Raw genomic sequence first — 26,592 nt, 5'->3', positions numbered from 1 at the left:
ACCCATAAGGGGCCGACGGCCGTCATCTCCTCCCCAGGAGATCAGCAATAAGTGCCGAGCCGGTGGTGCAGTGCGTTGATCCGGGCGAGTTCCTCGCGGTCCTCGGTGACCCGCGCATGGCTGGTGAGCGCGGCACGCAGCAGCTTGAAATCGGCGGTCGAGAACAGCGCGCGGGCGCGAGCCGGTTCGCGGCTTTCGGTGGTGGTTTCGTCCGTCATGGTCGCACTCCTTTACCGGTGTCGCGCTCAGGCGGCCGCGAACTGGTTCATCGTGTTGTCCTTGCCGCCGGCCTTCAGAGCCGCCTCGCCGGCAAAGTATTCCTTGTGATCATCGCCGATGTCCGACCCGGCCATGTTCTGATGCTTCACGCAGGCGATCCCCTGGCGGATTTCCTCGCGCTGGACGTTCTTGACATAACCCAGCATCCCCGCATCGCCAAAATATTCGCGGGCGAGATTATCGGTGCTGAGCGCGGCCGTGTGATAGGTCGGCAGCGTGATCAGGTGATGGAAGATGCCGGCTCGCGCCGCCGCATCGCGCTGGAAGGTGCGGATGCGCTCGTCGGCTTCGGCGGCAAGGTCCGTGCCGTCATAATCGACGCTCATCAGCCGAGCGCGGTCATAGGCGGAAAGATCCTTGCCCTCCTGCTCCCAGGCGTCGAACACCTGCTGTCGGAAATTGAGCGTCCAGTTGAAGCTGGGCGAGTTGTTGTAAACCAGCTTAGCATTGGGAATGACCTCGCGAATACGGTCCACCATGCCGGCGATCTGTTCGATATGCGGCTTCTCGGTTTCGATCCAAAGCAGGTCGGCGCCGTGCTGGAGCGAGGTGATGCAGTCGAGCACGCAGCGATCCTCGCCGGTGCCGGCACGGAACTGGTAGAAGTTGCTCGGCAGGCGCTTGGGCGCGAGCAGCTTGCCGTCGCGGCTGATGAACACCTGACCGTTGGTGATGTTGGCCGGATCGACCTCGTCGCAGTCGAGGAAGGCGTTGTACTGGTCGCCCAGATCGCCCGGTTCCTTCGAATAGGCGATCTGCTTGGTCAGCCCTGCGCCGAGGCTGTCGGTCCGCGCGACGATGATCCCGTCGGGCACGCCCAGTTCGAGGAACGCATAGCGGATCGCGCGGATTTTCTGGAGGAAATCCTCGTGCGGCACAGTGACCTTGCCGTCCTGGTGGCCACACTGCTTTTCGTCGGAGACCTGGTTTTCGATCTGCAGCGCGCAGGCGCCGGCTTCGATCATCTTCTTGGCCAGCAGATAGGTCGCTTCGGCGTTGCCGAAACCGGCGTCGATATCGGCGATGATCGGCACGACATGGGTTTCGTGGTTATCGATCGCCTGTTCGAGGCGCTTTGCTTCGAGCGCGTCGCCCTTTGTCCGGGCGGCGTCGAGTTCGCGGAACAGTCCGCCCAGCTCGCGCGCATCGGCCTGCTTGAGGAAGGTGTAGAGTTCGCCGATCAGCGCCGGGACGCTGGTTTTTTCGTGCATCGACTGATCGGGCAGCGGGCCGAATTCGCTGCGCAGCGCGGCCACCATCCAGCCCGACAGATAGAGGTAGCGGCGCTTGGTGGTGCCGAAATGCTTCTTGATGCTGATCAGCTTCTGCTGCGCGATGAAGCCGTGCCAGCAGCCAAGCGACTGCGTGTAATGGGCCGGGTCCGCATCATAGGCAGCCATGTCCTCGCGCATGATGTGCGCGGTGTAGCGGGCAATGTCGAGCCCGGTGGGAAAGCGGTTCTGGACCTGCATCCGCGCCGCCGATTCTGCGTCGATGGCAGCCCAGGCGGTCCCGTTACCGGAAATGGTGCGGTCGAACTGATCGATGGCGGTCTGGTAGGTCATGACAGGCTCCTGAGGGGTTCGCCTCTTGGCATGGCGACAATCTGTGCGGCGCAACACAAAAAGTTACACTAAATGTTGTCAGGACTAACCTATGACCGCATACTCGCAGGTAAGGTTGTAAAGAAAGTGACAATGGCAGAGCAGGCTCTCTATAGCGGTCCGGCGGTGCGTCGCCTGCGCAAGCGGCTGGGGCTGACTCAGGCCGCGATGGCGCAGCGCCTCGGCATTTCGCCGACCTATCTCAACCTCATCGAACGCAATCAGCGCCCGTTATCGGCGCGTGTACTGCTTAGCCTGACCGGCGATTTCGACCTCGATCCGCGCGCGCTCGGCCATGCGTCTGAAATCGGCGGGGTGGACGGTTTAGCGCGCCGTTTCGCCGACCGCCGGTTTGCCCAGTTCGGGATCGACCGCGAGGAAATCGTCGAGCTGTTGTCGGCCGCCCCGCAAGCCGCAGCGGCGTTTGCCGCGCTCTATGACGCGGCGGGCGAGGGTGCGGATGCGGCTGGCGGCCTATCGGGCGGGCCGGCATCGCCGCTGGTCACATCGCGCCGCGAGATCGAGCGCTGGAACAATCACTTCGCCGATCTCGACCATGCGGCCGAGGCGCTGGCCGATGAATTGCGCCTGTCGCGCGGCGAACTGGCGCCTGCGCTGGCCGAGCGGCTGCGCGAACGCCACCAGTTGACCGTGCGGGTTCTGCCGCAGGAGGTGATGCCCGATGCGCTGCGCCGGCTCGATCTCCACGCGCGGCAGGTCCAGCTCTCGGAAATGCTCGGCCCGTCAGCGCGCACCTTTCAGGTCGCGCTGCAGATCGCCCGGCTCGAAGCGCGTGATGAAATCGCCGGCATCGTTGCGGGCTCGAACCTTGCGGACGAGGCGGCGCGGCGGTTTTTCGAACGGCACCTGCTGGCCTATTTCGCGGCCGCACTGCTGATGCCCTACCGCCGCTTCCTCCGCGCGTGCGAGGCAACCGGCTACGATCTCGACATCCTGCGCCACCGCTTCGGGGTGAGTTTCGAGCAACTGGCGCACCGGCTGACCACGCTGCAGCGCGTGGGGGAACGCGGGCTGCCCTTTTTCATGGCGCGGTTTGATCAGGCGGGCCAGATCTCCAAGCGATTTGCGGGCGCGAGCGGCGCCACTTTTCTGGAGGGCGAAGCCAGTTGCCCACTATGGAAGGTTCATCAGGTGTTTGCCCGACCGGACGATACGCTCGTCCAACCCGTGAGGGTCGATGGGGTTACCGCGGGCCCGACTCACTGGCTGACCATTTCGCGTCGAACGCTGGGCGGACCGGCAGGGCAGGCGCAGTTCGCCGTCGTGCTCGGCCTCGAAGCGCGGCTCGCCGAACAATGCGCGTTCGCGCGCGGCGTGACGCTTCGGGCGGACGAAGCCATGATGATCGGGCAGGGTTGCAGCCAATGTCGGGTCGCGGGGTGTGCGCAGCGGGCGTTGCCACCGCGCGGCGCGCAGCTGCAATTCACGTCCGGCGAACAATGGCTGAGCCCGTTCCGTTTCGCCTGATAGTATAGCGGCGCGCATGTAAGATTTACCGACAGTTCACACTCAGGCATTATCGACCTGTTAGCCATATTGGCCAGATGGGACGGTATGATCCGGCTGTTCAAACATTATTTCCCCCATGCGGTGGTGGTACTGGCTGCGCTCGATTTCGTGGTGCTACTCGGCGCGGGCGAGTTGGCCTGGCAGATCCGGGCAAATCAGATCGGCAGCCAGCTGGGCTCGATCGTCGCGCGGTGGACGGCGCTGGGCGTGTTTGCCGCGGTGATGCTGCTGGCGATGATTTCGGTCGGCGTCTATGGCGCGGCGGCGCTCCGATCGATGCGGTATGCCGCTGCTCGGCTCATCGTGGCTGTAAGCCTGGGCATCATCACGCTGGCGGTGATCGAATTTTTCATCCCGGGATCGGCCTTCTGGCGATCGACCCTGCTCTATGCCATCGGGCTGGCGATTATCGCGCTGGTGTTCAACCGGTTGCTGGTCGGCTGGTTGCTGGGGGCGGACGCGTTCCGCCGGCGGATTGTAGTGCTGGGCGATGGCAAGCGCGCACTGCGGCTGAAACATCTGTCGGAAAAACCCGAATCCGGTTTCGCCATCGCCGAATATGTCGCGATGAACGAGGCCAACGCTGTCATCGAGGGCGCGATCCCGCGCGCGGATGTGCGCGATCTGGGCCGGCTGGTTGACGCGCGCGGGGTCAGCGAAGTGGTTCTGGCGCTGGAAGAGCGCCGCAATTCGCTGCCGCTCAAAGACCTGCTGCGGGTCAAGACTGCGGGAGTCGATGTCAATGATTTCGGCACTTTCATGGAACGCGAAACGGGCCGCGTCGACCTCGACACGCTTAATCCGTCGTGGCTGATCTTTTCCGACGGCTTCGCTTCGGGTCGCACGGTTTCCGCTGCCGTCAAGCGGGTGTTCGATGTCGTGGTCAGCCTGATCCTGCTGGCGTTGACGGCCCCGCTGATCGCGCTGTTTGCGCTGCTGGTGAAACTCGACAGCCCGGGCCCGGCCTTGTTCCGCCAGACCCGCATCGGTCTGTACGGCGAACCGTTCGTCCTGCTCAAGCTGCGCTCGATGCGCACTGACGCCGAGCGCGACGGGGCCAAATGGGCGACGGTCAACGATCCGCGCGTGACCCGCGTCGGCCGGTTCATCCGCCAGGTTCGGATAGACGAGTTACCCCAATTGTGGACCGTGCTTTCGGGAAGGATGAGCTTTGTCGGGCCCCGCCCTGAAGTCCCGCATTTTGTCGCCGACCTCGCACAGCAGCTGCCATATTATGCCGAACGTCACATGGTGAAGCCCGGCATTACCGGTTGGGCGCAGATCAACTATCCCTATGGCGCGTCGATCGAGGATGCCCGCCACAAGCTCGAATATGACCTCTATTACGCAAAGAACTACACCCCCTTCCTCGACCTGGTGATCCTGCTGCAGACGTTGCGGGTCATCCTGTGGTCGGAAGGCGCGCGATGACCGGCGCCATCTGGCTGGTCGGGGTCGCGGTGTTTGCCGCGACGCTGGCGTGCTTGCTGCTGGTACGGCTGATGAATGCGCGCACCAAGTCGCTGCGGTTCAGCCCGTCTCGCGCGGTGATGCTGCGGGTGATCGTGTTCACCATGATCGCGGTATATCTCGGCGGAATGCTGTGGACGGCGCGCGAACTGGCTGCGGCCGGCGGCGGTGGCGGGATCGCGGTGCAGGCGCTGTTCGTGCTTGCCGCTGCCATTCTGGCGCTACGCTGGTTTCCCTCGGCGCGGCTCTATGGCTGGGTGCGGGTCACGCTGCTCAAGCACCTGTTCGCCCACCGGTATGACTACCGTGCCGAATGGCTGCGCTTTACCGAAACCATCGGCCGCCCCGACCGGCAGCAAGCCGAGCTTGCCGTTCGCGCGGTGCAGGCGCTGGCCGATATTGCCGGCAGCGAACGCGGCGCGCTGTTCATGCCCGCAGCGGAACACGGTGGGCTGGAGATGGCCGCGCAGTGGCAGTGGACCGGGCTTGCCACGGTCGCCGAACCGCTGGCAGAGCCGCTGGTCGCCGCGCTCGAACCGGGCGGATACATTGTCGACCTCGACGACATACGCGCCGGCCGGTCTGCACCCCTGGCGCCGGAAATGGCGCCCGCCTGGTTGCTCGCCGAAAACGAAGCATGGGTGCTGGTGCCGCTGCTTCATTTCGACCGGCTGGCAGGGATCGTTCTGCTGGCCCGTCCTGCGGCACCGCGGCGCCTCGATTGGGAAGACCTCGACCTGTTTCGCATCGCCGGACGGCAGCTTGCCTCCTATCTGGCCGAGCAGTCCGCCCAGCAGGCGTTGGCCGAAGCAGCCCGGTTTGACGAGTTTCATCGCCGCATCGCCTTTGTCATGCACGACATAAAGAACCTCGCCAGCCAGCTTGCGCTGCTTGCCCGCAATGCCGAACGGCACGCCGAGAACCCCGCTTTCCGCGCCGATATGATGGTCACGCTCCGCAATAGTGCGGACAAGCTCAATGCGCTCCTGGCACGGCTGGGACGCTACGGGCGCCCCGGCGCAGCCGCGCCTGCGGCGCCGCTCGACCTGGCGGCGCTGGCGCGCAAGGTTGCGAGCGGATTTTTACCCCCCCATCGGGTGTTCGTCGCCGGCGAGGAAAGCTGCCCTGTGCTGGGGCACGAGGAAGCGCTCGAACAGGCGCTTACTCATCTGGTGCAGAACGCGCTCGATGCGTCGTCCGAAGGCGTGCCGGTGGTGGTCCAGACCGTCCGCGAGCGCCTTTCCGCCAGGCTCGAGATCGTCGACTCCGGCACCGGCATGACCCCGCAATTCCTGCGCCACTCGCTGTTCAGCCCGTTCATTTCCTCGAAACCGGGCGGTTTCGGCATCGGTGCTTTCGAGGCGCGCGAACTGATCCGCGCCATGGGGGGGCAGTTGGAGGTCGAATCGCGCGAGGGGCTGGGCACGCGCTTCATTCTCACACTGCCGCTTGCCGGAACGCAGGCAATCGCCAGCGCCCCTGAACAGAAAGACGTCGCATGAAACAGCCCGAACAGCGCCGGCTGCTGGTGGTCGAGGATGATGCCGGCCTCTCCGCGCAGCTCAAATGGGCCTATGAGGATTTTGCGGTTACCTGTGCGCCCGATCGGGACAGCGCGATCGCCGCCTTGCGCGCCGAACAGCCCGATGTGGTGACGCTCGACCTGGGTCTGCCGCCGGACCCCGACGGGACCAGCGAAGGCTTTGCCGTACTCGACGCGATCATCGCGCTGAAGCCCGATACCAAGGTGATCGTCGCCTCGGGACATGGCGCGCGCGAAAGCGCGCTGACTGCGATCGAGCGCGGCGCGTATGATTTCTATCGCAAGCCGGTCGATATCGAGGAACTGGGCCTGATCGTGCGCCGCGCATTTGCGGTGCACGACCTGGAAAGCGAAAACCGCCGGCTGGCGCTGAAGGCCACCGCCGGCGCCGCGCCGGGTCTGGGCGGGATCATCACCGCCGCCCCCGAAATGCTCAAGGTCACGCGCACTATCGAACGCGTGGCGAAAGCCGATGTTGCGGTAATACTTCTGGGCGCGAGCGGGACGGGCAAGGAATTGCTGGCCCGGGGCGTGCACGAGGCGAGCAATCGGCGCAGCGGCGCCTTTGTCGCCATCAATTGCGCGGCGATCCCCGAAACGCTGCTCGAAAGCGAGCTGTTCGGGCACGAGAAGGGCGCCTTCACCGGGGCGGTCAAGACGACCGAGGGCAAAATCGAGCAGGCATCGGGCGGCACGCTATTCCTTGACGAGGTGGGCGACATCCCGCTTGCCTTGCAGGTCAAGCTGCTGCGCTTTCTCCAGCAGCGCACGATCGAGCGGATCGGCGGGCGGCAGGAAATCGCGGTCGATACGCGCATCGTCTGCGCGACGCATCAGGATCTCGAAGCGATGATTGCCGCTGGCACGTTCCGCGAGGATCTGTTCTACCGCCTTGCCGAGATTGTCATCCGCATCCCCCCGCTGGCGGAACGGCCGGGCGATGCGGCGCTGCTGGCTAAGGCGTTCCTGCACCGTTTCGCCGGCGAGATGAACCCGCAGGTGAAGGGCTTTGCCTCAGATGCCCTTGCGGCGATCGACGGCTGGAGGTGGCCGGGCAATGTTCGCGAACTCGAAAACCGCGTGAAGCGCGCGGTGATCATGGCTGAAGGCAAGATGGTTCATGCCGAGGATCTCGATCTGGGCGTGGATTCGGACGAACCCGTCGCGCTCAACCTCAAATCCGCGCGAGAGGCGTCGGATCGGCGCCTGATCCGGCATGCACTGGCCCGCAGCGATGGCAACATCTCGAACACGGCGCGCTTGCTCGGGGTCAGTCGGCCCACGCTGTATGATCTTTTAAAGCAGTATGACCTGCACGCCTGAACCTGCCAGGCGCCGACACGGGCTCATTGCCGCGTTGCTGCTGGTGGCAATCGCGGGCTGTGCCGGTCCGGCCGAACGCGAAGCGCCGCTCGGCCGGGCGCAAGAGGCACTGGCCCGGGGCGACGGCGTCGCGGCGGAGGCGGCGTTGCGCGATGCCCTCGATGCCGGCGTGCCCCAGCCCGAACTTGCCGCGTCGCTCGGCCGTGCGGAATTGCTGCAAAACGATCTGCTTGCCGCGCGGCAATGGCTGGGGCCGGAGAAATTCTCTGCCGAGTCACAAGGTGAGGGTTACAGCGCACTAGGCGAACTGGAATATCGCGCCGGCAATCTGCCTGCATCGGGCCGGGCGTTCGACAAAGCGCTGGCTGCAGGCGGGGAAAGCATCGCGCTATGGGTGGCGATTGCGCGGCTGCGGTATCGGGGCGGCGAGCAATTGCAGGCGATCGAGGCGGCCGACCGGGCGCTGGCGCTGGGGCCCGACGATCCCGCTGCGCTTGAATTGCGCGCGCAATTGCTGCGCGATGCGGGGGACATGCCACGCGCGCTGGCGCTGCTCGACCGGGCGCTGGCGCTCGCTCCTGACGATAGTAACCTGCTGGTCGAACGCGCCTCGACGCTTGGCGATCTCGGACAGGCCCGGGCGGCGCTGCGCGATATAAGGCGATTGACAGAACTGGCCCCGAAGGACCAGCGCGCCTTTTATCTTCAGGCGGTGATTGCGGCGCGGGGCGGCGATTTCCGGCTCGCACGGACGCTGTTGTTGCGCAGCGGCGAGATCGAGCGGCGGGTGCCGGCGGCGATCCTGCTATCGGCCATAACCGACCTTGAGAACGGCAATCCAGAAGCAGCGGCATCGCAATTGTCGCGGTTGCGGCGGTTGCAGCCCGATAATGCCCGCGTCACTCTGCTGCTTGCCCGCGCGCTCGCCGCTGGCGGCGCCAATGAGGAACTGGTCTATCGCTTTGCGATCCCGGCCCGTCGGGACAGTGCGGCGCCCTATCTCCAGTTGCTGGTCGGCCGCGCATATGAGCAATTGGGCGACCGAAGGACGGCGGCGCTCTACCTCGACGCGGCGGCGCGCCCGCGCAATTCGCTGGCGCTGGTGCCGATTGCGCCTGATGGCAGCCTCGACGGGGCGCGCTCGCGCGGTGCTGCGACGCCGCGCGATGCGCTCATGCTGGTGCGTGGGCTGGTCGCCAGCGGGCAGGGGGCCGAGGCGGTGCGCGTCGCCGAGGCGAACCTGGCCCGCGCGCCGGGGTCGTTCGACGCGCTCTTGCTGGCGGGCGATGCCGCACTGGTCGGTGGCGGGCCTTCCGCGGCCTTGGCGCATTACCGGCGGGCGGCTGAAATCCGCCTGTCATGGCCGCTGGTCGAACGGCTGCTTGCGGTGACCCGGCGGACGGGCGAGGGCGACGCAGAACGCCTGTTGTCCGCCTATGCCGCGCGTGCGCCGATGGACGGGGTGGCGGCGCGCGAACTGGCGCGGCTGCGGCTGGCGCGCGGCGAGCTTGCCGCGAGCGCGGAGCCGGCGGCGCGCGCCATTCGGCTGCGGCCACGCGATCCCGCCGCCTGGGCGCTGCGCGCCGACCAGGCGCTGGCAGCAGGGCAGGCGAGTGCGGCTGAAACCTATGCAAGGCGCGCCTTCCGCCTGCACCGCGCCGATCCCGCAATCCGCCGCACCCTTGCCAGCGCGCTCGAAGCGGCGGGTGCGGGCAACCCGGCCGCCCCGCTGAACGTCACGCTCGCCCAGGCGACACGCGGCCAGCTCGCGCGGCGCTGACCGCTCTCGACAAGGGGCACGCCGGCGTGCACCCAGCGGCGATGCTCGCCCGCCTTGCCGCCATGTTCGATCCGCTGGTGCGCCTGCTGCTACTGGCGATTGCACTCGCCAGCCTGCTGCCGGCGAGCGGCACCCCGCTGACCATCGTCAAGGCGATCTCGGATGGCGGGATCTTCATGCTGTTTTTCCTGAATGGGCTGCGGCTCGAACGGGCAGAGGTCGGGCGAGGGATGCGCGACTGGCGTTTCCTCGGCCTGTTGGCGCTGTTCTGCTTCGGCGTGATGGCGCTTGCCGGGCTAGGTGTGCACCAGCTAATCGGCCCGGCGCTGCCGCCGCTGGTCGCACTCGGGTTCATCTATCTCGGCACGGTGACGTCCACTGTCCAATCGGCAACCGCCTACAGTTCGCTCGCCGGGGGCAGTGTTGCCAGCTCGGTCGTCGCGGCGGCCACCCTGTCGCTCGCCGGGGTGGTGTTGACCGCGCCGCTGTTTGCGCTGCTCGCCGGCAGCGGGGCGGCGGCGCTCAACTGGTCCAGTTTCGGCAAGGTGGCGATGATCCTGCTGCTGCCCTTCGCGCTGGGGCAGGCGATGCAGCCCTGGCTGCGCCCGTTCATCGGCGATCACCGGCGATTAATCAGCTGGCTGGACCGGTTTGCGATTTCCATGGCGGTCTATGTCGCGTTCTCGGGCGCGGTGGTGCAGGGGCTGTGGCAGCGGCTCGACGGGGCCGGCTGGGCGGTGCTGCTGGCGGGCGTTGCGGCGATGCTGGCGGTCGGCTTCGGCGGCGCATGGCTGGTTGGCGGGCTGGCCAGATTCGACCGTGCGCGGCGCATCTCGTTCCTGTTTGCCGGCGCGCATAAAAGCGCGGCAGTCGGCGCGCCGCTCGCGCTGGTGCTGTTCCCGGCGGGCAAGGCGGGCATGGTTATGGTGCCGCTGCTCGCCTATCATCTGCTGCAGCTGATGCTGTCAGCGCCGCTCGCTAGCCGCCTGGCACCACATGGCGATCATCATCCGCCTCGGGATGACGGCGTTTGTAGCGCACCGACCACCACAGCGACAGACCGATCAGGATCGCCCCGATCAACCCGGTAATCGTCTCGGGAATATGGAACCGGGCCGACAGCAACATGATCGCGCCGAGCACGATGATCGCCCAGAACGCGCCATGTTCGAGATAGCGATATTCGGCCAGCGTCCCTTTCTCGACCAGGTGGATGGTCATCGAACGCACGAACATGGCGCCGATCGAGAGGCCGAGCGCGATGACGATCATGTTGTTCGACAGCGCGAAGGCGCCGATCACCCCGTCGAAGCTGAACGATGCGTCGAGGATGTTGAGGTAGATGAACCCGCCAAGCCCGCTGCGTGCAGCAGCCCCGGCGAGCGCGTGTTTTTCCTCCTGCAGTTCGAGGATGGTGCTGACGCCCTCGACAGCAATGAACGTCACCAGGCCCAGGATGCCCGCGACGAGGAAGGTCAGCGCATCGGCATCCGCCAGCAGTGTCGAAATGCCCCACAGCGCCAGAAGCAGCAGCGCGATCTCGGCAGCGGGCAGCGCGGCGAACCGGCCGAGAAAGCGTTCGAGCTTGCCGATCCAGTGCACATCCTTGTCGGCGTCGAAAAAGAATTTGAGGCCGACCATCGCCAGGAAGGCGCCGCCAAAACCGGCTATTCCGACATGGGCCGAACTCACGATCCGTTCGTATTCGGCCGGATCGTTAAGCGACAGGCGGATCGTTTCCATCGGCCCGAGGCCTGCGGCGATGGCCACGATGGCGAGCGGAAACACCACCCGCATTCCGAACACAGCAAAAGCGATACCCCAGGTCAGGAAGCGGCGCTGCCAGACCTTGTCCATATCCTTCAGGACCGAGGCATTCACCACCGCATTATCGAAGCTGAGCGAGATTTCGAGCACCGAGAGGACCGCGATGATCCACAGCATGCCAAGCGTCGCCCTGAGCGAGCCCGTGCTCGACCAGCCATACCAAGCGCCCAGCGCGAGGCAGAAGAGGGTGAAGATCAGCGAGAAGCCGTAATATTTGCGGAAAGTCGTCATGCCCCGCGCCGCTAAGGGTGCTGGGCTGAAAGAGCAAGGGCGCGGGGGGGTGATTGGTGCGAGGGGCTTCGACAAGCTCAGCCTGAGCGGGTGGGGGGTGCAAATTCATTAAGACCCGCTCGCCCTGAGCTGGTCGAAGGGTGCATGGCGCGAGGGGCTTCGACAAGCACAGCCTGAGCGGCGTTGGCGTGCGAGATTAACAACCCCCACTCACCCTGAGCTGGTTTGTCGAAGGGGGCATGGCACAAGGCACCCCTCACTTCGGCTGATAGGTTTGCTCCGGCCCCGGGAAGCTGCGCGCGCGCACTTCTTCGGCATAGCGCGCAACATCCGCCTCGATGGTAGCGGCCAGGTCGCCGTAGCGTTTGACGAAGCGGGGCACGCGCTCGAACATGCCCAGCATGTCCTCGGTCACCAGCACCTGCCCGTCACAGCGGGCAGAGGCACCGATGCCGATGGTCGGGCACGAAACCTGCTCGGTAATCGCAATCGCGATCGGTTCGACCACCCCTTCGACCACGATTGCAAACGCGCCCGCATCATCGAGTGCCCGCGCATCGCCGGTGATCTTGTCGGCTTCCGCCGTGCTGCGCCCGCGCGCGCCATAACCGCCGAGCACGTTGACCGCTTGCGGGGTCAGGCCGACATGGCCCATCACCGGAATGCCCCGCTGGCTGAGGAAGGCGACCGTGTCGGCCATCGCCGCGCCGCCTTCGAGCTTGATGGCCGCCGCACCGCTTTCCTTCAGCAGCCGCGCGGCGCTGGCGAACGCCTGGTGCGGGGAGGCTTCGTACGACCCGAACGGCATATCGACCACCACCACCGCATGATACGATCCCCGCACTACCGCAGCGGCATGATTGGCCATCATGTCGAGCGTGACCGGCACGGTCGAGGGCAGCCCGTAAATCACCTGACCGAGCGAATCCCCGACCAGCAGCAGATCGCAATGCGCATCGAGCAATTGCGCCTGCCGGGCGGTATAGGCTGTGAGCATGACGATCGGGGTATCGACCGCGCCCCCCTTCTTTCGCGCCCGGATCGCCGGCACGGTCAGCCGCTTCATCGGCGAAGGCGTGGGATTGGCGCGGCTGGTGCTGGTGTCGAGCTGGAAAGTGGTGGACATGGGCAAGCCTCTAATCCCCGCGCGCCCTTGGGGAAAGGGCGCACTTGGCGCTTGCGCTGACGCCCCGCTCCGCTAGCTTCGCGCGCATAGAGGGAGGGGAGCCGCGACGGCCCCCGGAAAATAAGGGAACAGGGCTGATGCTCCTTGACCGCGTCAAGCCGCTCGACGCCATTCTGGCGACGGCGGAAAAGAAATCGCTGCACCGATCCTTGGGTGCCTTCCAGCTGACCATGCTGGGGATCGGCGCCGTTATCGGCACCGGCATTTTCGTGCTGACCGCCGAAGCCGCGCAAAAGGCGGGGCCGGGGATGATGGTCAGCTTCATCATTGCCGGTGTGGTCTGCGCCGTCGCCGCACTCTGTTATGCCGAGATGGCCTCGATGGTGCCGGTTTCGGGTTCGGCCTACACCTACAGCTATGCGGTGATGGGCGAATTGATCGCCTGGATGGTCGGCTGGGCGCTGATCCTCGAATATGCCGTTGCGGCAGGCGCGGTCAGCGTCGGCTGGTCGGGTTATATGATCGGCTATATCGAACACATGTTCGGCACCGACGTGTCCGACGCGCTGACGCTTGGGCCGTTCGACGGGGGGGCGATCAATCTGCCCGCCATGGCGATCGCATTGCTCGTCACGCTACTGCTGGTTCGCGGGACAAAGGAATCCGCCACGGCCAATGCGATCCTCGTGGGCGTGAAGATCGTCGCGCTGACCGCGTTCATCGTGTTGGCGATTCCGGTGATGAACATGGAGAAGTTCGAACCGTTCAGCCCGCTCGGCTTCGGCGGGATCAGCGCTGCGGCGGCTTCGATCTTCTTCGCCTATGTCGGTTTCGACGCGGTCTCGACCGCTGCCGAAGAAACCCGCAACCCCCAGCGCAATATGCCGATCGGGCTGATCGGCAGCCTCGGCATTTGCACCATCTTCTACCTGCTGGTCGCGGCGGGCGTTATCGGCACGGTGGGCGCGCAGCCGGTCGGCCTCAGCGGCGGGGAGGCGCTGGAACCGGGCAGCCGTGCGCTGACCGATGCTTGCGGTGCGATCGGCAACCAGGCGGTGGTCTGCTCGAAGGAAGCGCTGGCGTGGACGCTGCGCGAGATCGGCTGGCCGCAGATCGGCAATCTGGTGGGGCTTGCCGCTATCCTGGCGCTGCCTTCGGTGGTGCTGATGATGATGTTCGGCCAGACCCGCATCTTCTTCACCATGAGCCGCGACGGGTTGCTGCCGGCCGCGTTCAGCAAGATTCATCCGCGTTATCAGACACCCCATTTCGTGACGGTGCTGACGGGGATCGCGGTGGCGCTTTTTGCCGGGTTCTTCCCCGTCGGGCAGCTCGCCAACATCTCGAACTCGGGTACGCTGTTCGCCTTTGCTGCAGTGTCGCTCGCCGTGCTGCTGTTGCGACGGACCGACCCGACGCGCCATCGGCCCTTCCGCACGCCGCTGGTGGCGCTGGTTGCGCCGCTGTCGATTGCCGGCTGTGTCTATCTGTTCTGGAGCCTTGATGAGAAGAGCAAGCTGCTCTTCGCGCTCTGGGCCGTGATCGGGCTGCTGGTGTATTTCTTCTACAGCCGCCAGCGCAGCCACGTCGGTCGCGGCATCATCGACGTGCACGAAGACGATCCGGATATCCCGCCGCAGCCCGTGCCGCCGCTTCCCGGTATTCATACGCCGGGCGGCAAGGACGCATGATAGCGAAAGGGCGGCGGTGCTTTCGCGCTGCCGCCCTCTTTTCTTGGGAATGTCCTACATCCGCCATCGCGTGTTAGCGCTGGCGAATGTCCTGCCTGCGCCCCGTCACCCCGCTTGCCACCGCACCTGACGACCAAAGGCGACACCCCTGGCCCGGAAAGTCACACGGGTTCGCCAAACGTGCAGCCAAATCAAGCGCTTACGCAAATCGTGCGACGCGACGTCTGTCACCTTCGCAAACCGTCAGGCACGAAAAAGGGGCGCGACCTTTCGGCTGCGCCCCTCGATCTGTTGCGCGGAAACGAGGCTCAGGCCTGATCCGCACCATCGGTGGCTTCGAGCATATCGGCCGGGATTTCACCGGGTTCGAGCGACGGGTCGACCGCTTCGGTGAAGCCAGCGCCGCCTTCGGCTGCCTGGTCTTCGGCAAACATCGCCGCCATCACGTCTACGCCCTGGCGCTGCAATTCGGCTTCGTCGTCCGACCGGGCGACATTGGCCTTGATCGTCACCGAAACTTCGGGGTGCAGATCGACGCGGACGTCGTGCATCCCGATATTCTTGATCGGCGTGCCCATGATCACCTGGCGCTTGTCGATCTGGTGGCCCTGTTCGGACAGCGCGGCGACGATGTCGCGCACATTGACCGAGCCGTAGAGCTGGCCGGTGTTCGACGAGGCGCGGATCAGCACCACTTCGGCGCCGGCAACCTTTTCGCCATGCTGTTCGGCTTCGCTGCGGCGCTCGGCATTTTCCTTTTCGAGCCGTTCGCGATTGGCTTCGAACACCTTGCGGTTCGCATCGTTGGCGCGGAGCGCCTTCTTCTGCGGCAGCAGGAAGTTGCGGGCATAGCCGTCCTTGACCGAGACGACATCGCCGATCGTGCCGAGCTTCTCGATCCGTTCGAGCAGAATGATATCCATGTCGGTCGCTCCTTACTTCACGATGTAGGGCAGCAGGCCGATATGGCGCGCGCGCTTGATCGCCTTGGCGAGCTCACGCTGCTTCTTCGCGCTGACGGCGGTGATGCGGCTGGGGACGATCTTGCCCCGTTCGGACATGAAGCCCTGGAGCAGGCGCACATCCTTGTAATCGATCTGCGGCGCGTTCTTGCCCGCGAAAGGGCATGATTTGCGGCGGCGGAAAAACGGGCGGGCCATCAGTCGCGCTCCTCACGGTCAGAGCGACGCTTCCGGTCGCGGTCGTTCTTGCGCATCATCACCGACGGGCCATCGGGCGCTTCTTCGATGCGGATGGTCATGTAGCGGATGACATCTTCGTTGATGCGCGTCTGGCGCTCGAGTTCGGCAACGACCGAGCCCGGGCCTTCGATGTTGAGCATCACGAAGTGGGCCTTGCGATTGCGGTCGATCTTGTAGGCCAGGTTCTTGAGGCCCCAGGTCTCGGTGCGCGTCACCTTGCCGTCATTCGCTTCAATGATTTCGGTGGCCTGTGCGGCCAGCGCGTCAACCTGGGCCTGCGAGAGGTCCTGGCGCGCGAGAAAGACGTGCTCGTACAGAGCCATCTTCGCGGTCCTTCCATGTTCGTGGCCGATCGCTGGCTGATCCGCGGGATTGCGGAGCCCCTCCGGCTTTCTTCATTCCCGCCGTTAACGCCGGGAGGCGCGCCCATAGCGGACCGGGCACAAAATGCAAGCGGCGGCTACCGGTCGGGCAGAGAAGGTGCGGGGCGCCTTGCCAGCCCGGCCATATCAACGCACTAGGACAGCGAACAGGACAGAAGGATAACACACATGCCCGGCGGCCTCATGGCACTGCTTGACGATATTTCCGTGATTGCCCGCGCCGCTGCGGCCTCGGTCGATGATATTGGCGTCGCCGCCGGGCGCGCCAGCACCAAGGCGGCCGGCGTGGTGATCGACGATGCGGCGGTAACCCCGTCCTATGTCACCGGCCTCGACCCTTCGCGCGAATTGCCGATGATTGCCCGGATTACTCGCGGCAGCCTCAAGAACAAACTGCTGATCCTGCTGCCGGCGGCCTTGATCCTCAGCGAATTTCTTCCGTGGGCCATCGTTCCGATACTGATGCTCGGGGGCGCATATCTCGCCTTCGAAGGTGCAGAGAAAATCCTCGAGAAGCTGGGCGGGGAGAAACACGGCCAGACGCTCGAAGATCCGATCGAAGACATCGAACAGTTTGAAAAGGACCGCGTCGCAGGGGCCATTCGCACCGACCTTATCCTATCGGGCGAAATCATGGCCATCACGCTAAACGAGGTGGCGGCAGAGACGTTGGTCACCCGCGGCATCATCCTCGCGCTTGTGGGCATCGGGATTACCATTCTGGTGTATGGTGCCGTGGCGCTGATCGTGAAGATGGATGATGTCGGTCTGCATCTGTCGAAGAAACCGCAGGCTGCGGCGCAGGCTGTCGGGCGCGGACTGCTTGCCGCTATGCCCAAATTGCTGACCTTCCTGTCTGTGGTGGGGACCATCGCCATGCTGTGGGTCGGCGGGGGGATCATCCTCCACGGGCTGGAGGAACTGGGCTGGCATGCGCCGGCGGAATGGGGTCACGGGGTGCAGCATGCGGTCGAGCATGCCACCGGTCCGCTCGGCGGGATATTAGGCTGGGCGACTTACGCGGCGATTTCGGCCGTGGTCGGCTTCGTGATCGGAATGATCATCGTCTACACCGTGTTGCCTTTGGTCGAGAAGATCACCGGGAAGGGGGCGCACTGACCTCAGGGGAGGCGGGCGAGCAGGTCGCGGGCGAACTGGGTCAGCGTGTCGTCGCGGGCGCCCATGATCACCACGCGGTCGCCGGGCTTGGCGTGTGCGGCGATAAAGTCGCCGGCTTCGTCTCGGTCCGCAATGTGGACCGCGGTGCGGCCAGCGCCCGCGATCAGCGCGACGATCCGTTCGCTTCCTTCGCTGCGATCAACCGTGCCGCCGAAATAGACCGGGTCGGTGAAGATCGCGATGTCGTCAGGGCCGAGTTCGCGGGCAAAGGTTTCGGCCAGTTCCGCGCCCATTTGCCGCAGCGGGCCGTAGCCGTGGGGCTGGAACAGCGCGATGACGTGGCCGGGGCTGGTTTTGAGGGTCCGCAGCGTGGCGGCGCATTTCTCGGGGTTGTGCCCGAAATCGTCGATCACGGTCACGCCGGCCGGGCTGGTGCCGATGACGTCGAACCTGCGGGCAAGGCCGGCAAAGCGCGCCAGCGCGGCGACCCCGTCGGCCAGCGGCACGCCGGCGAGGTTGGCGCCGGCCAGCGCGGCCAGCGCGTTCGACAGGTTGTGCCGGCCCGGCATCGGCAGATGCAGAGGGTGTTCAACGCCGCTCCGCCGGTCGCAGATGGTCGCGGTCGAGCTGCCGGCCCCGAACGCCGCGCTTCCCTCGACAACGCCGATCTCAGCACTGGCGGCGAAACCGAAGGTCAGCACCTCCGCCGCCAGGTGTCGCAGGGCCAGCGCCTCGGCATCGTCGGCATTGATCGCCGCGCTGGCAGATGCGGCAAGGAAATCGCCGAACAGCGCGCGCAACTCAGCCATGCTCTTGTGATCGAGGCTGACATTGAGGAGCACGCCCACCGCGGGGCGGTAAAGCGCGATCGAACCGTCGCTTTCGTCTACCTCGCTGACAAACACGCCGCCAGCTCCGATCCGCGCGCTGGCGAGCGGATTGTCGGAGGTAACGAAGTTCTTCATCACCGCCCCGTTCATGATCGTGGGGTCCAGTCCTGCTTCGGACATGATCCAGGCAAGCATCGCGGTGACGGTCGATTTGCCGCTGGTCCCGGCCACCGCGACGCCGGTCGGCGCGCGGTTGAACAGCGCCGAGAGCAACTGCGCCCGCGTCAGCCGCAGGCAGCCGAGCTCGGCGGCCCTCGCGATTTCCGGCACCGAATCTTCAATCGCGGCGGACGCGACGAGGATCTGCTGCGGGTTGCTGATCCCGCTTCCGTCCTGCGGGAACAGCGTGAACCCTTGCGCCTCCAGCGCGGCGAATTTCTCCGGCGTGCGGCCCTGGTCACGGCTGCGGTCGGACCCGGCCACCTCAGCTCCGGCTGCCTTGAGGATCTGCGCCAGCGGCAGCATCCCCGACCCGCCGATGCCGCAGAAGAACCACGGGCGGGCGGCGAGGTCGAGCGGGACATGGGCGTCGGTCATGCGGGGCCGCTAACAACGGTTTGGGGTGCAGGCAATCGCCCTTCACGCGGCACCGGGGCGAGGCTAGGGCGGTGGGCATGAAACGCATCGCCATCTGCGCGCCCGGCGCCCCGCTTGCCCGCGAGGCTGCGGAGCGGGTGCTGCGGATCGCGGAAAACTACCCCGCGCTCGAATTGCATTTCCACGACCAGTGCTTCGCCAGCGAAGGCCATTTCGCCGGTTCCGACGCCGTGCGCCTCGCCGCACTGCTCGAATGCGCCAACGATCCGGCGTTTGATGCCGTCTGGTTCGCCAAGGGCGGCTACGGCTCGGCCCGGATTGCGGAGCCGTTTCTCGGCGCGCTGGAGGCCGCTGGAGGGCGAAAGGAGTATCTCGGCTACTCGGACACCGGGACGCTGCTCGGCGCGCTGTACGGCCGGCAAATCGGCCGCCAGACGCATGCCCCGATGCCGACCGACGTGCTGCGCACGGATGGCGAGGCGGCGGTGGCGCGGGTGCTCGATTGGCTTGCCGGTTTACCGGGTGGGGTCGAGCCCGCGCTCGGCCCGGAGCCGGTCGCCGCGTTCAACCTGATGACGCTGGCGATGCTGGTCGGCACCCCGCTGATGCCTGACCTGTCGGGCCATGTCGTGCTGGTCGAGGAGGTGGCCGAACACCTTTACGCGGTGGACCGGCTGTTTTTCCACATCACCTCCCAGTTGCCGGACATAGCCGGATTGCGGCTGGGCACGGTCAGCGCGGTGCCGGTCAATGACCGCGCGTTCGGCTGCGACGAGGAAGCGATCGCTCGCTATTGGTCCGAGCGCACGGGGATTCCCTATCTCGGCCGCGCGCAGATCGGCCATGACGCGGAGAACCGGATCGTGCCCTTCGGGCTTGCCCGTGCAACGCAGGTTTCATAGGCGGCGCGGCAAGGAGACAGATGCGATGAGAGCATTCGTGTTCCCCGGTCAGGGGAGTCAGAAAGTCGGGATGGGCAGCGAACTCGCGGCCAGCAGCACCGCCGCCCGCGAGGTGTTCGAGGAGGTCGACGAGGCGCTGGGCCAGAACCTGTCGCGGATCATGCGCGAGGGCCCGGAAGACGCGCTGACGCTGACCGAGAATGCACAGCCCGCCATCATGGCCCACTCGATTGCGGTACTGCGCGTGCTCGAGCGTGAAGGCGGGCTGGTGCTGACCGAGCGCGCGGATTTCGTCGCCGGGCACTCGCTGGGCGAATATAGCGCGCTGTGCGCGGCAGGCGCCTTCTCGCTGGCCGACACGGCGCGGCTGCTCAAAATACGCGGGCGGGCGATGCAGGCGGCGGTGCCGGTGGGCGAAGGCGCGATGTGCGCGCTGCTCGGGGCTAACCTTGCCAGCGCGCAAGGCCTTGCCGAGGCGGCGGCCGAGGGGGAAGTCTGCCAGATCGCCAATGACAACGATCCTTCGCAGGTCGTGCTGTCGGGCCATGCCGGCGCGATCGAGCGCGCCATCGGCCTCGCCAAGGAGCACGGCATCAAGCGCGCTATCTCGCTACCGGTATCGGCGCCGTTTCATTGCAGCCTGATGCAGCCGGCCGCCGACCGCATGGCCGAGGCGCTTGGCGCGACCCCACCGGGCGCGCCACGACTGCCGGTGTTCGCCAATGTCACCGCCGCACCGGCCAGCGAGCCAACTCAGATCGCGGACTTGCTGGTTCAGCAAGTCACGGGCCGCGTGCGTTGGCGCGAGAGCGTACTGGCGATGCGCGAGGCGGGGGTGGAACATTTTGTCGAACTGGGCGGCAAGGTGGTCGGTCCGATGATCGGCCGCATCGACCGCGAAGCGCGCGCCGATAGCATTATGACAATGGCCGATATCGAAGCGCTGATGAAGGAGATCGGGTGATGTTCGACCTTCATGCCATGACCGCCCTGGTCACCGGCGCCAGCGGCGGGATCGGTTCGGCAATTGCCCGCGCGCTCGCGGCGCAGGGTGCGCGGGTGGCGCTGTCAGGCTCTAACGGCGCCAAGCTGCGCGCGTTCCGCGAACAACTGATCGACGAGGTGGGCGGCGACCATGTCGAGGTGACCTGTGACCTCTCCCGCCCCGAAAGCGTCGAGGAACTGATTCCAGCGACACTCGACACGTTCGGCCAACTCGACATTCTGGTGAACAATGCCGGCATCACGCGCGACAATCTCGGTTTGCGGATGAAGGATGAGGAATGGGCCGAGGTGATCCAGATCAACCTCGAGGCAACTTTCCGCCTGATGCGCGCGGCCGCCAAGCCGATGATGAAGGCCCGTTTCGGGCGGATCATCTCGGTCACCTCGATCGTCGGCAGCACGGGCAATCCGGGGCAGATGAACTACTCTGCCGCCAAGGCCGGGATCGTCGGTATGTCCAAGAGCCTCGCGCAGGAGATCGCCAGCCGGGGCGTGACGGTCAACTGCATCGCACCCGGTTTTATCCGCACGGCGATGACCGATGCCCTTCCTGACGCCCAGAAAGAGGCGCTGGCCAGCAAGATCCCGATGGGCCGCATGGGCGAGGGCGAGGATATTGGCGCCGCGGCCGCCTATCTCGCCAGTCGCGAGGCCGGGTATGTTACCGGGCAGGTGCTTCACGTTAACGGCGGGATGGCGATGCTGGGCTGAGGCCCGCGCGTTATCCCCAAGGAATGAAACGCCCTTTGCAGCCGTGCTTGCCCCTCCGGTCGGCCCCGCTAAGGATGCTCGCGATGGGTTTGCGCGCCAAGGGCGATTCCGCCTGCACGGCGCGGCAAGGGAACAGGTGAAGGCCGAGGATCGATGAAGGCAACGATTGAACGCGCAACGCTGCTGCGGTGCCTCTCGCACGTGCAATCCGTGGTGGAACGGCGCAATACCATCCCGATCCTCTCCAACGTGCTGATCGAAGCGGTGGATGGCGGGATGCTGCGGGTGATGGCGACCGACCTCGACCTTCAGGTGGTGGAAAACATGGCTGCCGCCTCGGTCGATCAGCCGGGCGCGGTGACGGTATCGGCGCATTTGCTGTTCGATATCGCCCGCAAGCTGCCCGAAGGCAGCCAGGTGAGCCTCGAAACGGCAGAAAACCGCATGGCGGTGAAGGCCGGCCGCAGCCGGTTCTCGCTGCCGACCCTGCCGCGCGACGATTTCCCGGTAATTGTCGAGGGCGACCTGCCCACCAGCTTCGAAATCCCGGCCAAGCTACTGGCGGAACTGATCGACCGCACCCGTTTCGCGATCTCGACCGAAGAGACACGGTATTATCTGAACGGCATCTTCCTGCACGTATCGGATGAAGATCGCCCTGTATTGAAGGCTGCCGCCACCGATGGCCACCGGCTTGCCCGCTTCACCCTGCCGCGGCCCGAGGGTGCCGAGGGGATGCCCGACGTAATTGTGCCGCGCAAGGCGGTGGCCGAATTGCGCAAGCTGCTCGAAGAGTCGCTGGACGGTAATGTGCAAGTCGATCTGTCGGCCAGCAAAATCCGCTTTACACTGGGCGGCGAAGGCGGCGTGGTGCTGACCAGCAAGCTGATTGACGGCACGTTCCCCGATTACAGCCGCGTAATCCCCACCGGCAACGACAAGCTGCTGAAGCTCGACCCGCGCAGCTTCTACGAAGGCGTTGACCGCGTTGCGACGATCGCCACGGAGAAGACCCGCGCGGTCAAGATGGGGCTGGAGCCGGACCGCGTGACGCTATCGGTGACGAGCCCCGACAACGGGACCGCCGCCGAGGAACTGCCCGCGCAATATGCCTCGGACGGGTTCGAGATTGGCTTTAACGCCAATTATCTCAAGGACATCCTCGGCCAGATTGATGGCGATACCGTCGAATTGCATCTAGCCGATGCCGGCGCGCCCACGCTGATCCGCCAGGACGACAAGAGCGCCGCGCTGTATGTCCTGATGCCGATGCGGGTGTAGCCTGGCCCTTATCGCGCGGCCCGGATCATCTCGGCGATATCGACGAACTTCTCGCGCGGGGCACCTGAGCGGGCCGCGGCGGTCTCGGCTTCCTCGATTTTCTTCCAGTGGCGGAAGGTGATGATGTCCAGCTCGCGCTCGGTCGCCAGACGGTCGAAACCGGCGCGCCCGTCGCGCTGTCCGGCCGAGATCACACCCGATGCAAAATCCTCCTCGATCCGGTCGATAATGGCAAAACCGTCCGGCCGATTGGTGCCGATCGTTCCGCTCGGCCCCCGTGCCGCCCACCCAACGGCGTACAGCCCCGGCAGGATACGGCCGCGATCATTGGCGAAGCGCCCAGCGCGGGTATCGAACGGCACTCCAGCAATCGGGTTGGTCTGATAGCCAATGCAACTGACCACAAGATCAGCAGGAACCTGATAGGTCTCGCCAGTGTTCTGTGCGCGACCATTTTCGACAAAGGTGCGCTCCACCTCAACCGCCGAAACGCTGCCTTCGCCTACAAACTTCGAAGGGCTGGCGAACAGGTCGAATTCAATCGTCAGCGGTTTGGCCGGATCGGCTACGCCCTCAGCATATTGTCGCAACAGGGTGACCGATTTACGCAGACCCGGTTCGAGGATCGCATCGTCATCGACAGGGGGAAGATCGTCAGGATCGACTTGCGGCCGCGCGCGCGACAGGTGGCCAAGTTCGCCAAGCTCCTTGGGGGTCATGGCGATCTGGTGCGGGCCGCGCCGGCCGAGAATGGTTATCCGCTCGATCCGCGAACGCGCGAGCGTTTCGAGCGCATGGCCAACGATGTCCGAGCCCGCGAATTCGCGCTCGGTCTTGGCGAGTATCCGGCACACGTCGAGCGCGACATTGCCCATGCCGATCACCACTGCGTGCCGACCCGACAGGTTGGGGTAGAGCTCGGCGTATTGCGGGTGTCCATTGTACCACCCGACGAATGCCGCGCTGCCGAAGATGTTGCCAAGCTGCTCGCCCGGCAGGTCAAGCGGGCGATCGCTTGGTGCGCCCGTGGCAAGGATCACCGCATGATACAGCGCGGCAAGGTCGGTGATCTCGACATCCTCCCCGATGCGCACATTCCCCACGAACCGGACATTCTCGCTCAAAGCGGTCTTCTCGTACCGGCCCGCAACGGCCTTGATCGACTGATGATCGGGCGCCACGCCGGTGCGGATCAGGCCGTACGGGACAGGCAGCGCGTCGAAAATATCGACCCGCACATCCTCACCCCATTTTTTCTGCGCCGCCTCGGCCGTGTAATATCCTGCCGGGCCCGAACCCACGATGGCAATATGGAGCATTCCGGTCTCTCCCATCGTGCACGATGCACCCTGCCACGGCGCGTGACAAGGCGCCCGTCTGGTCCCCGCTGAACGACCCGCTTTAACCGTTCCATAATCGCTTGGCGGCATAGGGCTTTCATGAGGCGGATGCAGGATATCAGCGGCTCGCAGAGCGGTCTGCCGTCGCGCAATCCGGCCGCAGCGGGTGCGGCCGAGCAACCGCGTGAGCAATCCCGTCGCAATGTCGCCACGCGTTACCGCAAGCTCGACCCGATGAGGCGGCCAAGTGCGGTCGGCGTTCCGGCGCACTGGCGCTGGATGATCGCCGTTTACACCGCGGTGCTGCTCGGCAACACGCTGGTGGCCTGGTCTTTTCCTCCGCTGGCCGCAGCGCTGCCGATCGCTCTTGCGATCGTTCTCGTGGGTATAGGTGCACTTGTGCGCAGGCCGACGAATGATGCGCGAAGTCCATCATGGAAGACGGTCTTGCTGATCGCGCTGAACGTCGTCCTGCCGCCGATGTTGATGGGGTATGCGCTGGGCCAATGGGTGTTTGCCGATGTCCTGCCATGGCAATGGGGCGCGGCATCGCTGCTCAGCATGAATGGTGTCGGGATGAGCATGCTCAGGGGACGGCCTCGTCCATTGATCGCCGTCGCGGCCGGCCCCTGGATAGCGGGCGCGATTGCCGAGGGCAGTACGCACTCGATCGCGGCGGTCGCCGCATTGTGCGTAGTGGTCGGGCTGGTCGCAAGGCGACAAGTGCTGCTCCAGCGAGAGGAGGACAGGCACCTGCATGCGCGGGAACGCATCCGGTACCGCGCGGAGGGAATCCTGCGCGAATATGAGGACATGGGTCAGGGGTGGTTCTGGGAAACCGACCGTCGGGGTAATCTTAGCTACCTCTCGCCTTCGGTAGCGGGTGCGCTTGATCAGCCAGTCGAGCAATTGATGGGTCGGGCCTTCCGCGAACTGTTCATGCCCGAAGAAGAAGATCGCGAAGGCGGGCGCACGATCGCTTTCCACCTGACCGCACGTTCGGCCTTTTCCGACATTGCCGTGCGCGCCGCGACGCCGGCGGAAGAACGTTGGTGGTCGGTGAGCGGCCGCCCGGTCTATGATAATTTCGGCAATTTTTGCGGATTTCGCGGCGCCGGGTCAGACCTGACGGAAAAACGCCGTTCGGAGCAGCAGGCGGCCAGGCTTGCGCAGTTCGATTCGCTTACCGGTCTCGCCAACCGGGCGCAAATGGCCGAGACGCTCGAGAAAATCCTGTCCGCGCCGCTTGAACAGCATCGTGCGTGCAGCGTGATGCTGCTTGATCTCGACCGGTTCAAGAACGTCAACGACACGCTGGGGCATCCAGCCGGCGACGCGCTATTGCAGCAAGTCGCACAGAGGCTTGAGCGCGCGGTTGGGGAGCTGGGGCAGGTGGGGCGGCTTGGCGGCGACGAGTTTCAGGTCATTGTCGCGGGCAGATCAGCGCTGGAGCCACTTGAACACCTGGCGCGCGAGATCATCCACTCGTTGTCGGAACCCTATTCGATCGACGGGCAGCGGGTCGTCATCGGCGCCTCGGTCGGCATCGCCAGCGCACCGTCCGATGCGCACATTGCCGGCCAACTAGTTCGTAACGCCGATCTGGCGCTGTATGCGGCAAAGGATGGCGGGCGGGGCCGGCATCACTTCTATTCGAGCAACCTGCACGCGGCTGCGGAGGAACGCAGCCGGCTTGAGCAGGATCTGCGCGACGCCATCGTCAACGGCAATCTGGAGCTGTATTATCAGCCGGTGGTTCATGCGCACAGCGAGGTGATCAGCGGGTTCGAGGCGCTGCTGCGCTGGAATCACCCTCAGCGCGGCGCGTTGTCGCCGGCGAAATTCATCCCGATTGCCGAGGATACTGGGCTCATCAATATCATTGGCGAGTGGGCCATTCGAAAAGCGTGCGATGACCTTGCCCAATGGCCGCGCGAGGTGCGGTGTGCGATCAACGTATCGCCGCTGCAATTCGCTAACCCGCAGCTCCCCTCGATCATCACTAGTGCGCTGGCTCAGTCCGGCGTTGAGGCTTCCCGGCTGGAGCTGGAAATCACCGAAAGCGTATTTCTCAATGATGACAGTGGCACGGACCGCATGTTCGCTTCGCTCAAGCAGATCGGGGTCCGTCTGGCGCTTGATGATTTCGGAACCGGCTATTCCTCGCTGGGCTATCTGAAAACCGCACCGTTCGACAAGATCAAGATCGATCAGAGCTTTGTTCGGGGGGCGACTCAGCCAGGCAGTCGCAACGGCGCAATCATTGCCTCAATCACCAGCCTCGCGGCAGCGCTGGGTATGGATACGACGGCGGAAGGGGTCGAGACGTTTGACGAGCTTGACCTAGTGCGCCGTTTCGGGTGCAGCCATATCCAAGGTTACATCTATTCGCAGCCTTTGAGCCGCACCGAAGCATTGTCGCGCCTCGCCGCCGGCTTGCGCGCTTATGCGCACGGTCCAAAATCCGCCCGCGCAGCACGCCAGACGCTGCTGCGCAAGGTGGTGATCGAACACTCCGGCCATTACTACCATGCGACCCTGCGCAATTTGTCGATTACCGGCGCTCAGATCGAAGGCTTGTGGAATGTTCCTGCGGGCGAGATTTTCAACATCGCCCTGTCTGAAACACAGGTCGTGACCGCAACTGCTCGCTGGAGCTGCGGCGACAAGATGGGCGTCGAATTCGCGACCCCGTTACGCCGGGACGAGAGCAGCGCGATCAGCGTGATCTCGGCGGACCACCGAAACGATCCCCCGCCGCTGTTGAAGTCGGCCTGAATCCGCCGTTCCCCCGCTGACAGAGCGGGGTTGGGCGGGT

At 65.2% G+C, this 26,592-nt stretch carries 22 protein-coding genes; 13 read left to right on the top strand and 9 right to left on the bottom strand.

The window, feature by feature from the left end; translation table 11 throughout:
- Positions 1 to 41: 41 nt before the first annotated feature.
- Together ILT46_RS04080 and ILT46_RS04075 are read right to left on the bottom strand one after the other, a co-directional pair.
- Positions 42 to 218 (bottom strand): hypothetical protein, encoded by a 177-nt coding sequence (locus tag ILT46_RS04080; RefSeq protein ID WP_199503365.1) that lies wholly within the window; start codon positions 216 to 218, stop codon positions 42 to 44.
- A gap of 27 nt (positions 219 to 245) precedes the next feature.
- On the bottom strand, positions 246 to 1,844 hold the full coding sequence (locus tag ILT46_RS04075) for an isocitrate lyase (protein ID WP_199503364.1): 1,599 nt from the start codon (positions 1,842 to 1,844) through the stop codon (positions 246 to 248).
- A 132-nt stretch (positions 1,845 to 1,976) separates the two neighbouring features.
- On the opposite strand from ILT46_RS04075, the gene ILT46_RS04070 reads away from it, so the two are divergent.
- The 6 genes from ILT46_RS04070 (at position 1,977) to ILT46_RS04045 (ending at position 10,620) form a co-directional block, all read left to right on the top strand.
- Complete coding sequence (locus ILT46_RS04070; RefSeq protein WP_199503363.1) at positions 1,977 to 3,371, top strand: short-chain fatty acyl-CoA regulator family protein; 1,395 nt, start codon at positions 1,977 to 1,979, stop codon at positions 3,369 to 3,371.
- 87 nt (positions 3,372 to 3,458) lie between these two features.
- Complete coding sequence (locus tag ILT46_RS04065) at positions 3,459 to 4,844, top strand: TIGR03013 family XrtA/PEP-CTERM system glycosyltransferase (protein ID WP_199503362.1); 1,386 nt, start codon at positions 3,459 to 3,461, stop codon at positions 4,842 to 4,844.
- Entirely contained in the window at positions 4,841 to 6,385 is a 1,545-nt protein-coding gene (gene prsK, locus ILT46_RS04060; RefSeq protein WP_199503361.1) for an XrtA/PEP-CTERM system histidine kinase PrsK, read from the top strand. The genes ILT46_RS04065 and prsK overlap by 4 nt, the downstream gene beginning before the upstream one ends.
- Entirely contained in the window at positions 6,382 to 7,749 is a 1,368-nt protein-coding gene (gene prsR / locus ILT46_RS04055; RefSeq protein WP_199503360.1) for a PEP-CTERM-box response regulator transcription factor, read from the top strand. Before prsK ends, prsR begins: the two co-directional genes overlap by 4 nt.
- Positions 7,733 to 9,529 carry a tetratricopeptide repeat protein gene (locus tag ILT46_RS04050; protein WP_199503359.1) on the top strand — a complete coding sequence of 599 codons (1,797 nt, stop codon included), beginning with the start codon at positions 7,733 to 7,735 and terminating at the stop codon, positions 9,527 to 9,529. Before prsR ends, ILT46_RS04050 begins: the two co-directional genes overlap by 17 nt.
- A gap of 26 nt (positions 9,530 to 9,555) precedes the next feature.
- Positions 9,556 to 10,620, top strand: a complete 1,065-nt coding sequence (locus tag ILT46_RS04045; RefSeq protein ID WP_370592323.1) for a bile acid:sodium symporter family protein — start codon at positions 9,556 to 9,558, stop codon at positions 10,618 to 10,620.
- On the opposite strand, the gene ILT46_RS04040 is transcribed toward ILT46_RS04045, so the two are convergent.
- Both ILT46_RS04040 and panB read right to left on the bottom strand, forming a co-directional pair.
- Positions 10,508 to 11,587, bottom strand: a complete 1,080-nt coding sequence (locus ILT46_RS04040; RefSeq protein ID WP_199503358.1) for a DUF475 domain-containing protein — start codon at positions 11,585 to 11,587, stop codon at positions 10,508 to 10,510. The two genes, ILT46_RS04045 and ILT46_RS04040, sit on opposite strands and share 113 nt — an antisense overlap.
- A 256-nt stretch (positions 11,588 to 11,843) precedes the next feature.
- On the bottom strand, positions 11,844 to 12,713 hold the full coding sequence (panB, locus tag ILT46_RS04035; RefSeq protein WP_199503357.1) for a 3-methyl-2-oxobutanoate hydroxymethyltransferase: 870 nt from the start codon (positions 12,711 to 12,713) through the stop codon (positions 11,844 to 11,846).
- A gap of 137 nt (positions 12,714 to 12,850) precedes the next feature.
- Between panB and ILT46_RS04030 the strand changes: the two genes are divergently transcribed.
- Positions 12,851 to 14,404 (top strand): amino acid permease, encoded by a 1,554-nt coding sequence (locus ILT46_RS04030; RefSeq protein WP_199503356.1) that lies wholly within the window; start codon positions 12,851 to 12,853, stop codon positions 14,402 to 14,404.
- Between the two features lie 308 nt (positions 14,405 to 14,712).
- Here ILT46_RS04030 and rplI read toward each other — a convergent pair whose 3' ends face one another.
- The 3 genes from rplI to rpsF are packed head-to-tail and all read right to left on the bottom strand — an operon-like array spanning position 14,713 to position 15,929.
- Positions 14,713 to 15,327 (bottom strand): 50S ribosomal protein L9, encoded by a 615-nt coding sequence (rplI, locus tag ILT46_RS04025; protein WP_199503355.1) that lies wholly within the window; start codon positions 15,325 to 15,327, stop codon positions 14,713 to 14,715.
- A gap of 12 nt (positions 15,328 to 15,339) precedes the next feature.
- Positions 15,340 to 15,564: a 30S ribosomal protein S18 gene (rpsR, locus tag ILT46_RS04020; protein ID WP_176272172.1), complete on the bottom strand. Its 225-nt coding sequence runs from the start codon at positions 15,562 to 15,564 to the stop codon at positions 15,340 to 15,342.
- Positions 15,564 to 15,929 carry a 30S ribosomal protein S6 gene (rpsF, locus tag ILT46_RS04015; RefSeq protein WP_199503354.1) on the bottom strand — a complete coding sequence of 122 codons (366 nt, stop codon included), beginning with the start codon at positions 15,927 to 15,929 and terminating at the stop codon, positions 15,564 to 15,566. Before rpsF ends, rpsR begins: the two co-directional genes overlap by 1 nt.
- A 228-nt stretch (positions 15,930 to 16,157) precedes the next feature.
- On the opposite strand from rpsF, the gene ILT46_RS04010 reads away from it, so the two are divergent.
- Positions 16,158 to 17,108 (top strand): DUF808 domain-containing protein, encoded by a 951-nt coding sequence (locus tag ILT46_RS04010; RefSeq protein ID WP_199503353.1) that lies wholly within the window; start codon positions 16,158 to 16,160, stop codon positions 17,106 to 17,108.
- A 2-nt stretch (positions 17,109 to 17,110) separates the two neighbouring features.
- On the opposite strand, the gene ILT46_RS04005 is transcribed toward ILT46_RS04010, so the two are convergent.
- The gene (locus ILT46_RS04005) at positions 17,111 to 18,535 is read right to left on the bottom strand and encodes a glutamate ligase domain-containing protein (RefSeq protein WP_199503352.1); all 1,425 of its coding nucleotides are present in this window, start codon (positions 18,533 to 18,535) and stop codon (positions 17,111 to 17,113) included.
- A gap of 77 nt (positions 18,536 to 18,612) precedes the next feature.
- Between ILT46_RS04005 and ILT46_RS04000 the strand changes: the two genes are divergently transcribed.
- From ILT46_RS04000 to dnaN, 4 genes are all read left to right on the top strand, one after another.
- Positions 18,613 to 19,437: an LD-carboxypeptidase gene (locus ILT46_RS04000; RefSeq protein WP_199503351.1), complete on the top strand. Its 825-nt coding sequence runs from the start codon at positions 18,613 to 18,615 to the stop codon at positions 19,435 to 19,437.
- Between the two features lie 25 nt (positions 19,438 to 19,462).
- Positions 19,463 to 20,401, top strand: a complete 939-nt coding sequence (gene fabD, locus ILT46_RS03995) for an ACP S-malonyltransferase (RefSeq protein ID WP_199503350.1) — start codon at positions 19,463 to 19,465, stop codon at positions 20,399 to 20,401.
- Positions 20,401 to 21,153, top strand: coding sequence for a 3-oxoacyl-[acyl-carrier-protein] reductase (fabG, locus tag ILT46_RS03990; RefSeq protein ID WP_199503349.1), 753 nt, complete (start codon positions 20,401 to 20,403; stop codon positions 21,151 to 21,153). The genes fabD and fabG overlap by 1 nt, the downstream gene beginning before the upstream one ends.
- Before the next feature lie 153 nt (positions 21,154 to 21,306).
- On the top strand, positions 21,307 to 22,434 hold the full coding sequence (gene dnaN, locus ILT46_RS03985; RefSeq protein ID WP_199503348.1) for a DNA polymerase III subunit beta: 1,128 nt from the start codon (positions 21,307 to 21,309) through the stop codon (positions 22,432 to 22,434).
- Between the two features lie 8 nt (positions 22,435 to 22,442).
- Here dnaN and ILT46_RS03980 read toward each other — a convergent pair whose 3' ends face one another.
- Entirely contained in the window at positions 22,443 to 23,753 is a 1,311-nt protein-coding gene (locus ILT46_RS03980) for an FAD-dependent oxidoreductase (RefSeq protein WP_199503347.1), read from the bottom strand.
- Between the two features lie 120 nt (positions 23,754 to 23,873).
- On the opposite strand from ILT46_RS03980, the gene ILT46_RS03975 reads away from it, so the two are divergent.
- Entirely contained in the window at positions 23,874 to 26,552 is a 2,679-nt protein-coding gene (locus ILT46_RS03975) for a putative bifunctional diguanylate cyclase/phosphodiesterase (protein ID WP_233396974.1), read from the top strand.
- Positions 26,553 to 26,592 lie beyond the last annotated feature (40 nt).

Source organism: Qipengyuania sp. YIM B01966, assembly GCF_016461955.1.
Taxonomy (GTDB): domain Bacteria; phylum Pseudomonadota; class Alphaproteobacteria; order Sphingomonadales; family Sphingomonadaceae; genus QFOP01.
This window is presented reverse-complemented; position numbering and strand designations above follow the sequence as displayed.

Coding starts and splice junctions, on each gene's coding strand:
- ILT46_RS04000 (WP_199503351.1), top strand. CDS start 18,613: ATGAAACGCATCGCCATCTGCGCGCCCGGCGCCCCGCTTGCCCGCGAG.
- ILT46_RS04010 (WP_199503353.1), top strand. CDS start 16,158: ATGCCCGGCGGCCTCATGGCACTGCTTGACGATATTTCCGTGATTGCC.
- rplI (WP_199503355.1), bottom strand. CDS start 15,327: ATGGATATCATTCTGCTCGAACGGATCGAGAAGCTCGGCACGATCGGC.
- ILT46_RS04050 (WP_199503359.1), top strand. CDS start 7,733: ATGACCTGCACGCCTGAACCTGCCAGGCGCCGACACGGGCTCATTGCC.
- panB (WP_199503357.1), bottom strand. CDS start 12,713: ATGTCCACCACTTTCCAGCTCGACACCAGCACCAGCCGCGCCAATCCC.
- dnaN (WP_199503348.1), top strand. CDS start 21,307: ATGAAGGCAACGATTGAACGCGCAACGCTGCTGCGGTGCCTCTCGCAC.
- fabD (WP_199503350.1), top strand. CDS start 19,463: ATGAGAGCATTCGTGTTCCCCGGTCAGGGGAGTCAGAAAGTCGGGATG.
- ILT46_RS03975 (WP_233396974.1), top strand. CDS start 23,874: ATGAGGCGGATGCAGGATATCAGCGGCTCGCAGAGCGGTCTGCCGTCG.
- rpsF (WP_199503354.1), bottom strand. CDS start 15,929: ATGGCTCTGTACGAGCACGTCTTTCTCGCGCGCCAGGACCTCTCGCAG.
- ILT46_RS04080 (WP_199503365.1), bottom strand. CDS start 218: ATGACGGACGAAACCACCACCGAAAGCCGCGAACCGGCTCGCGCCCGC.
- prsR (WP_199503360.1), top strand. CDS start 6,382: ATGAAACAGCCCGAACAGCGCCGGCTGCTGGTGGTCGAGGATGATGCC.
- fabG (WP_199503349.1), top strand. CDS start 20,401: ATGTTCGACCTTCATGCCATGACCGCCCTGGTCACCGGCGCCAGCGGC.
- ILT46_RS04075 (WP_199503364.1), bottom strand. CDS start 1,844: ATGACCTACCAGACCGCCATCGATCAGTTCGACCGCACCATTTCCGGT.
- ILT46_RS03980 (WP_199503347.1), bottom strand. CDS start 23,753: ATGCTCCATATTGCCATCGTGGGTTCGGGCCCGGCAGGATATTACACG.
- ILT46_RS04065 (WP_199503362.1), top strand. CDS start 3,459: ATGATCCGGCTGTTCAAACATTATTTCCCCCATGCGGTGGTGGTACTG.
- ILT46_RS04040 (WP_199503358.1), bottom strand. CDS start 11,587: ATGACGACTTTCCGCAAATATTACGGCTTCTCGCTGATCTTCACCCTC.
- ILT46_RS04005 (WP_199503352.1), bottom strand. CDS start 18,535: ATGACCGACGCCCATGTCCCGCTCGACCTCGCCGCCCGCCCGTGGTTC.
- ILT46_RS04070 (WP_199503363.1), top strand. CDS start 1,977: ATGGCAGAGCAGGCTCTCTATAGCGGTCCGGCGGTGCGTCGCCTGCGC.
- prsK (WP_199503361.1), top strand. CDS start 4,841: ATGACCGGCGCCATCTGGCTGGTCGGGGTCGCGGTGTTTGCCGCGACG.
- ILT46_RS04030 (WP_199503356.1), top strand. CDS start 12,851: ATGCTCCTTGACCGCGTCAAGCCGCTCGACGCCATTCTGGCGACGGCG.
- rpsR (WP_176272172.1), bottom strand. CDS start 15,564: ATGGCCCGCCCGTTTTTCCGCCGCCGCAAATCATGCCCTTTCGCGGGC.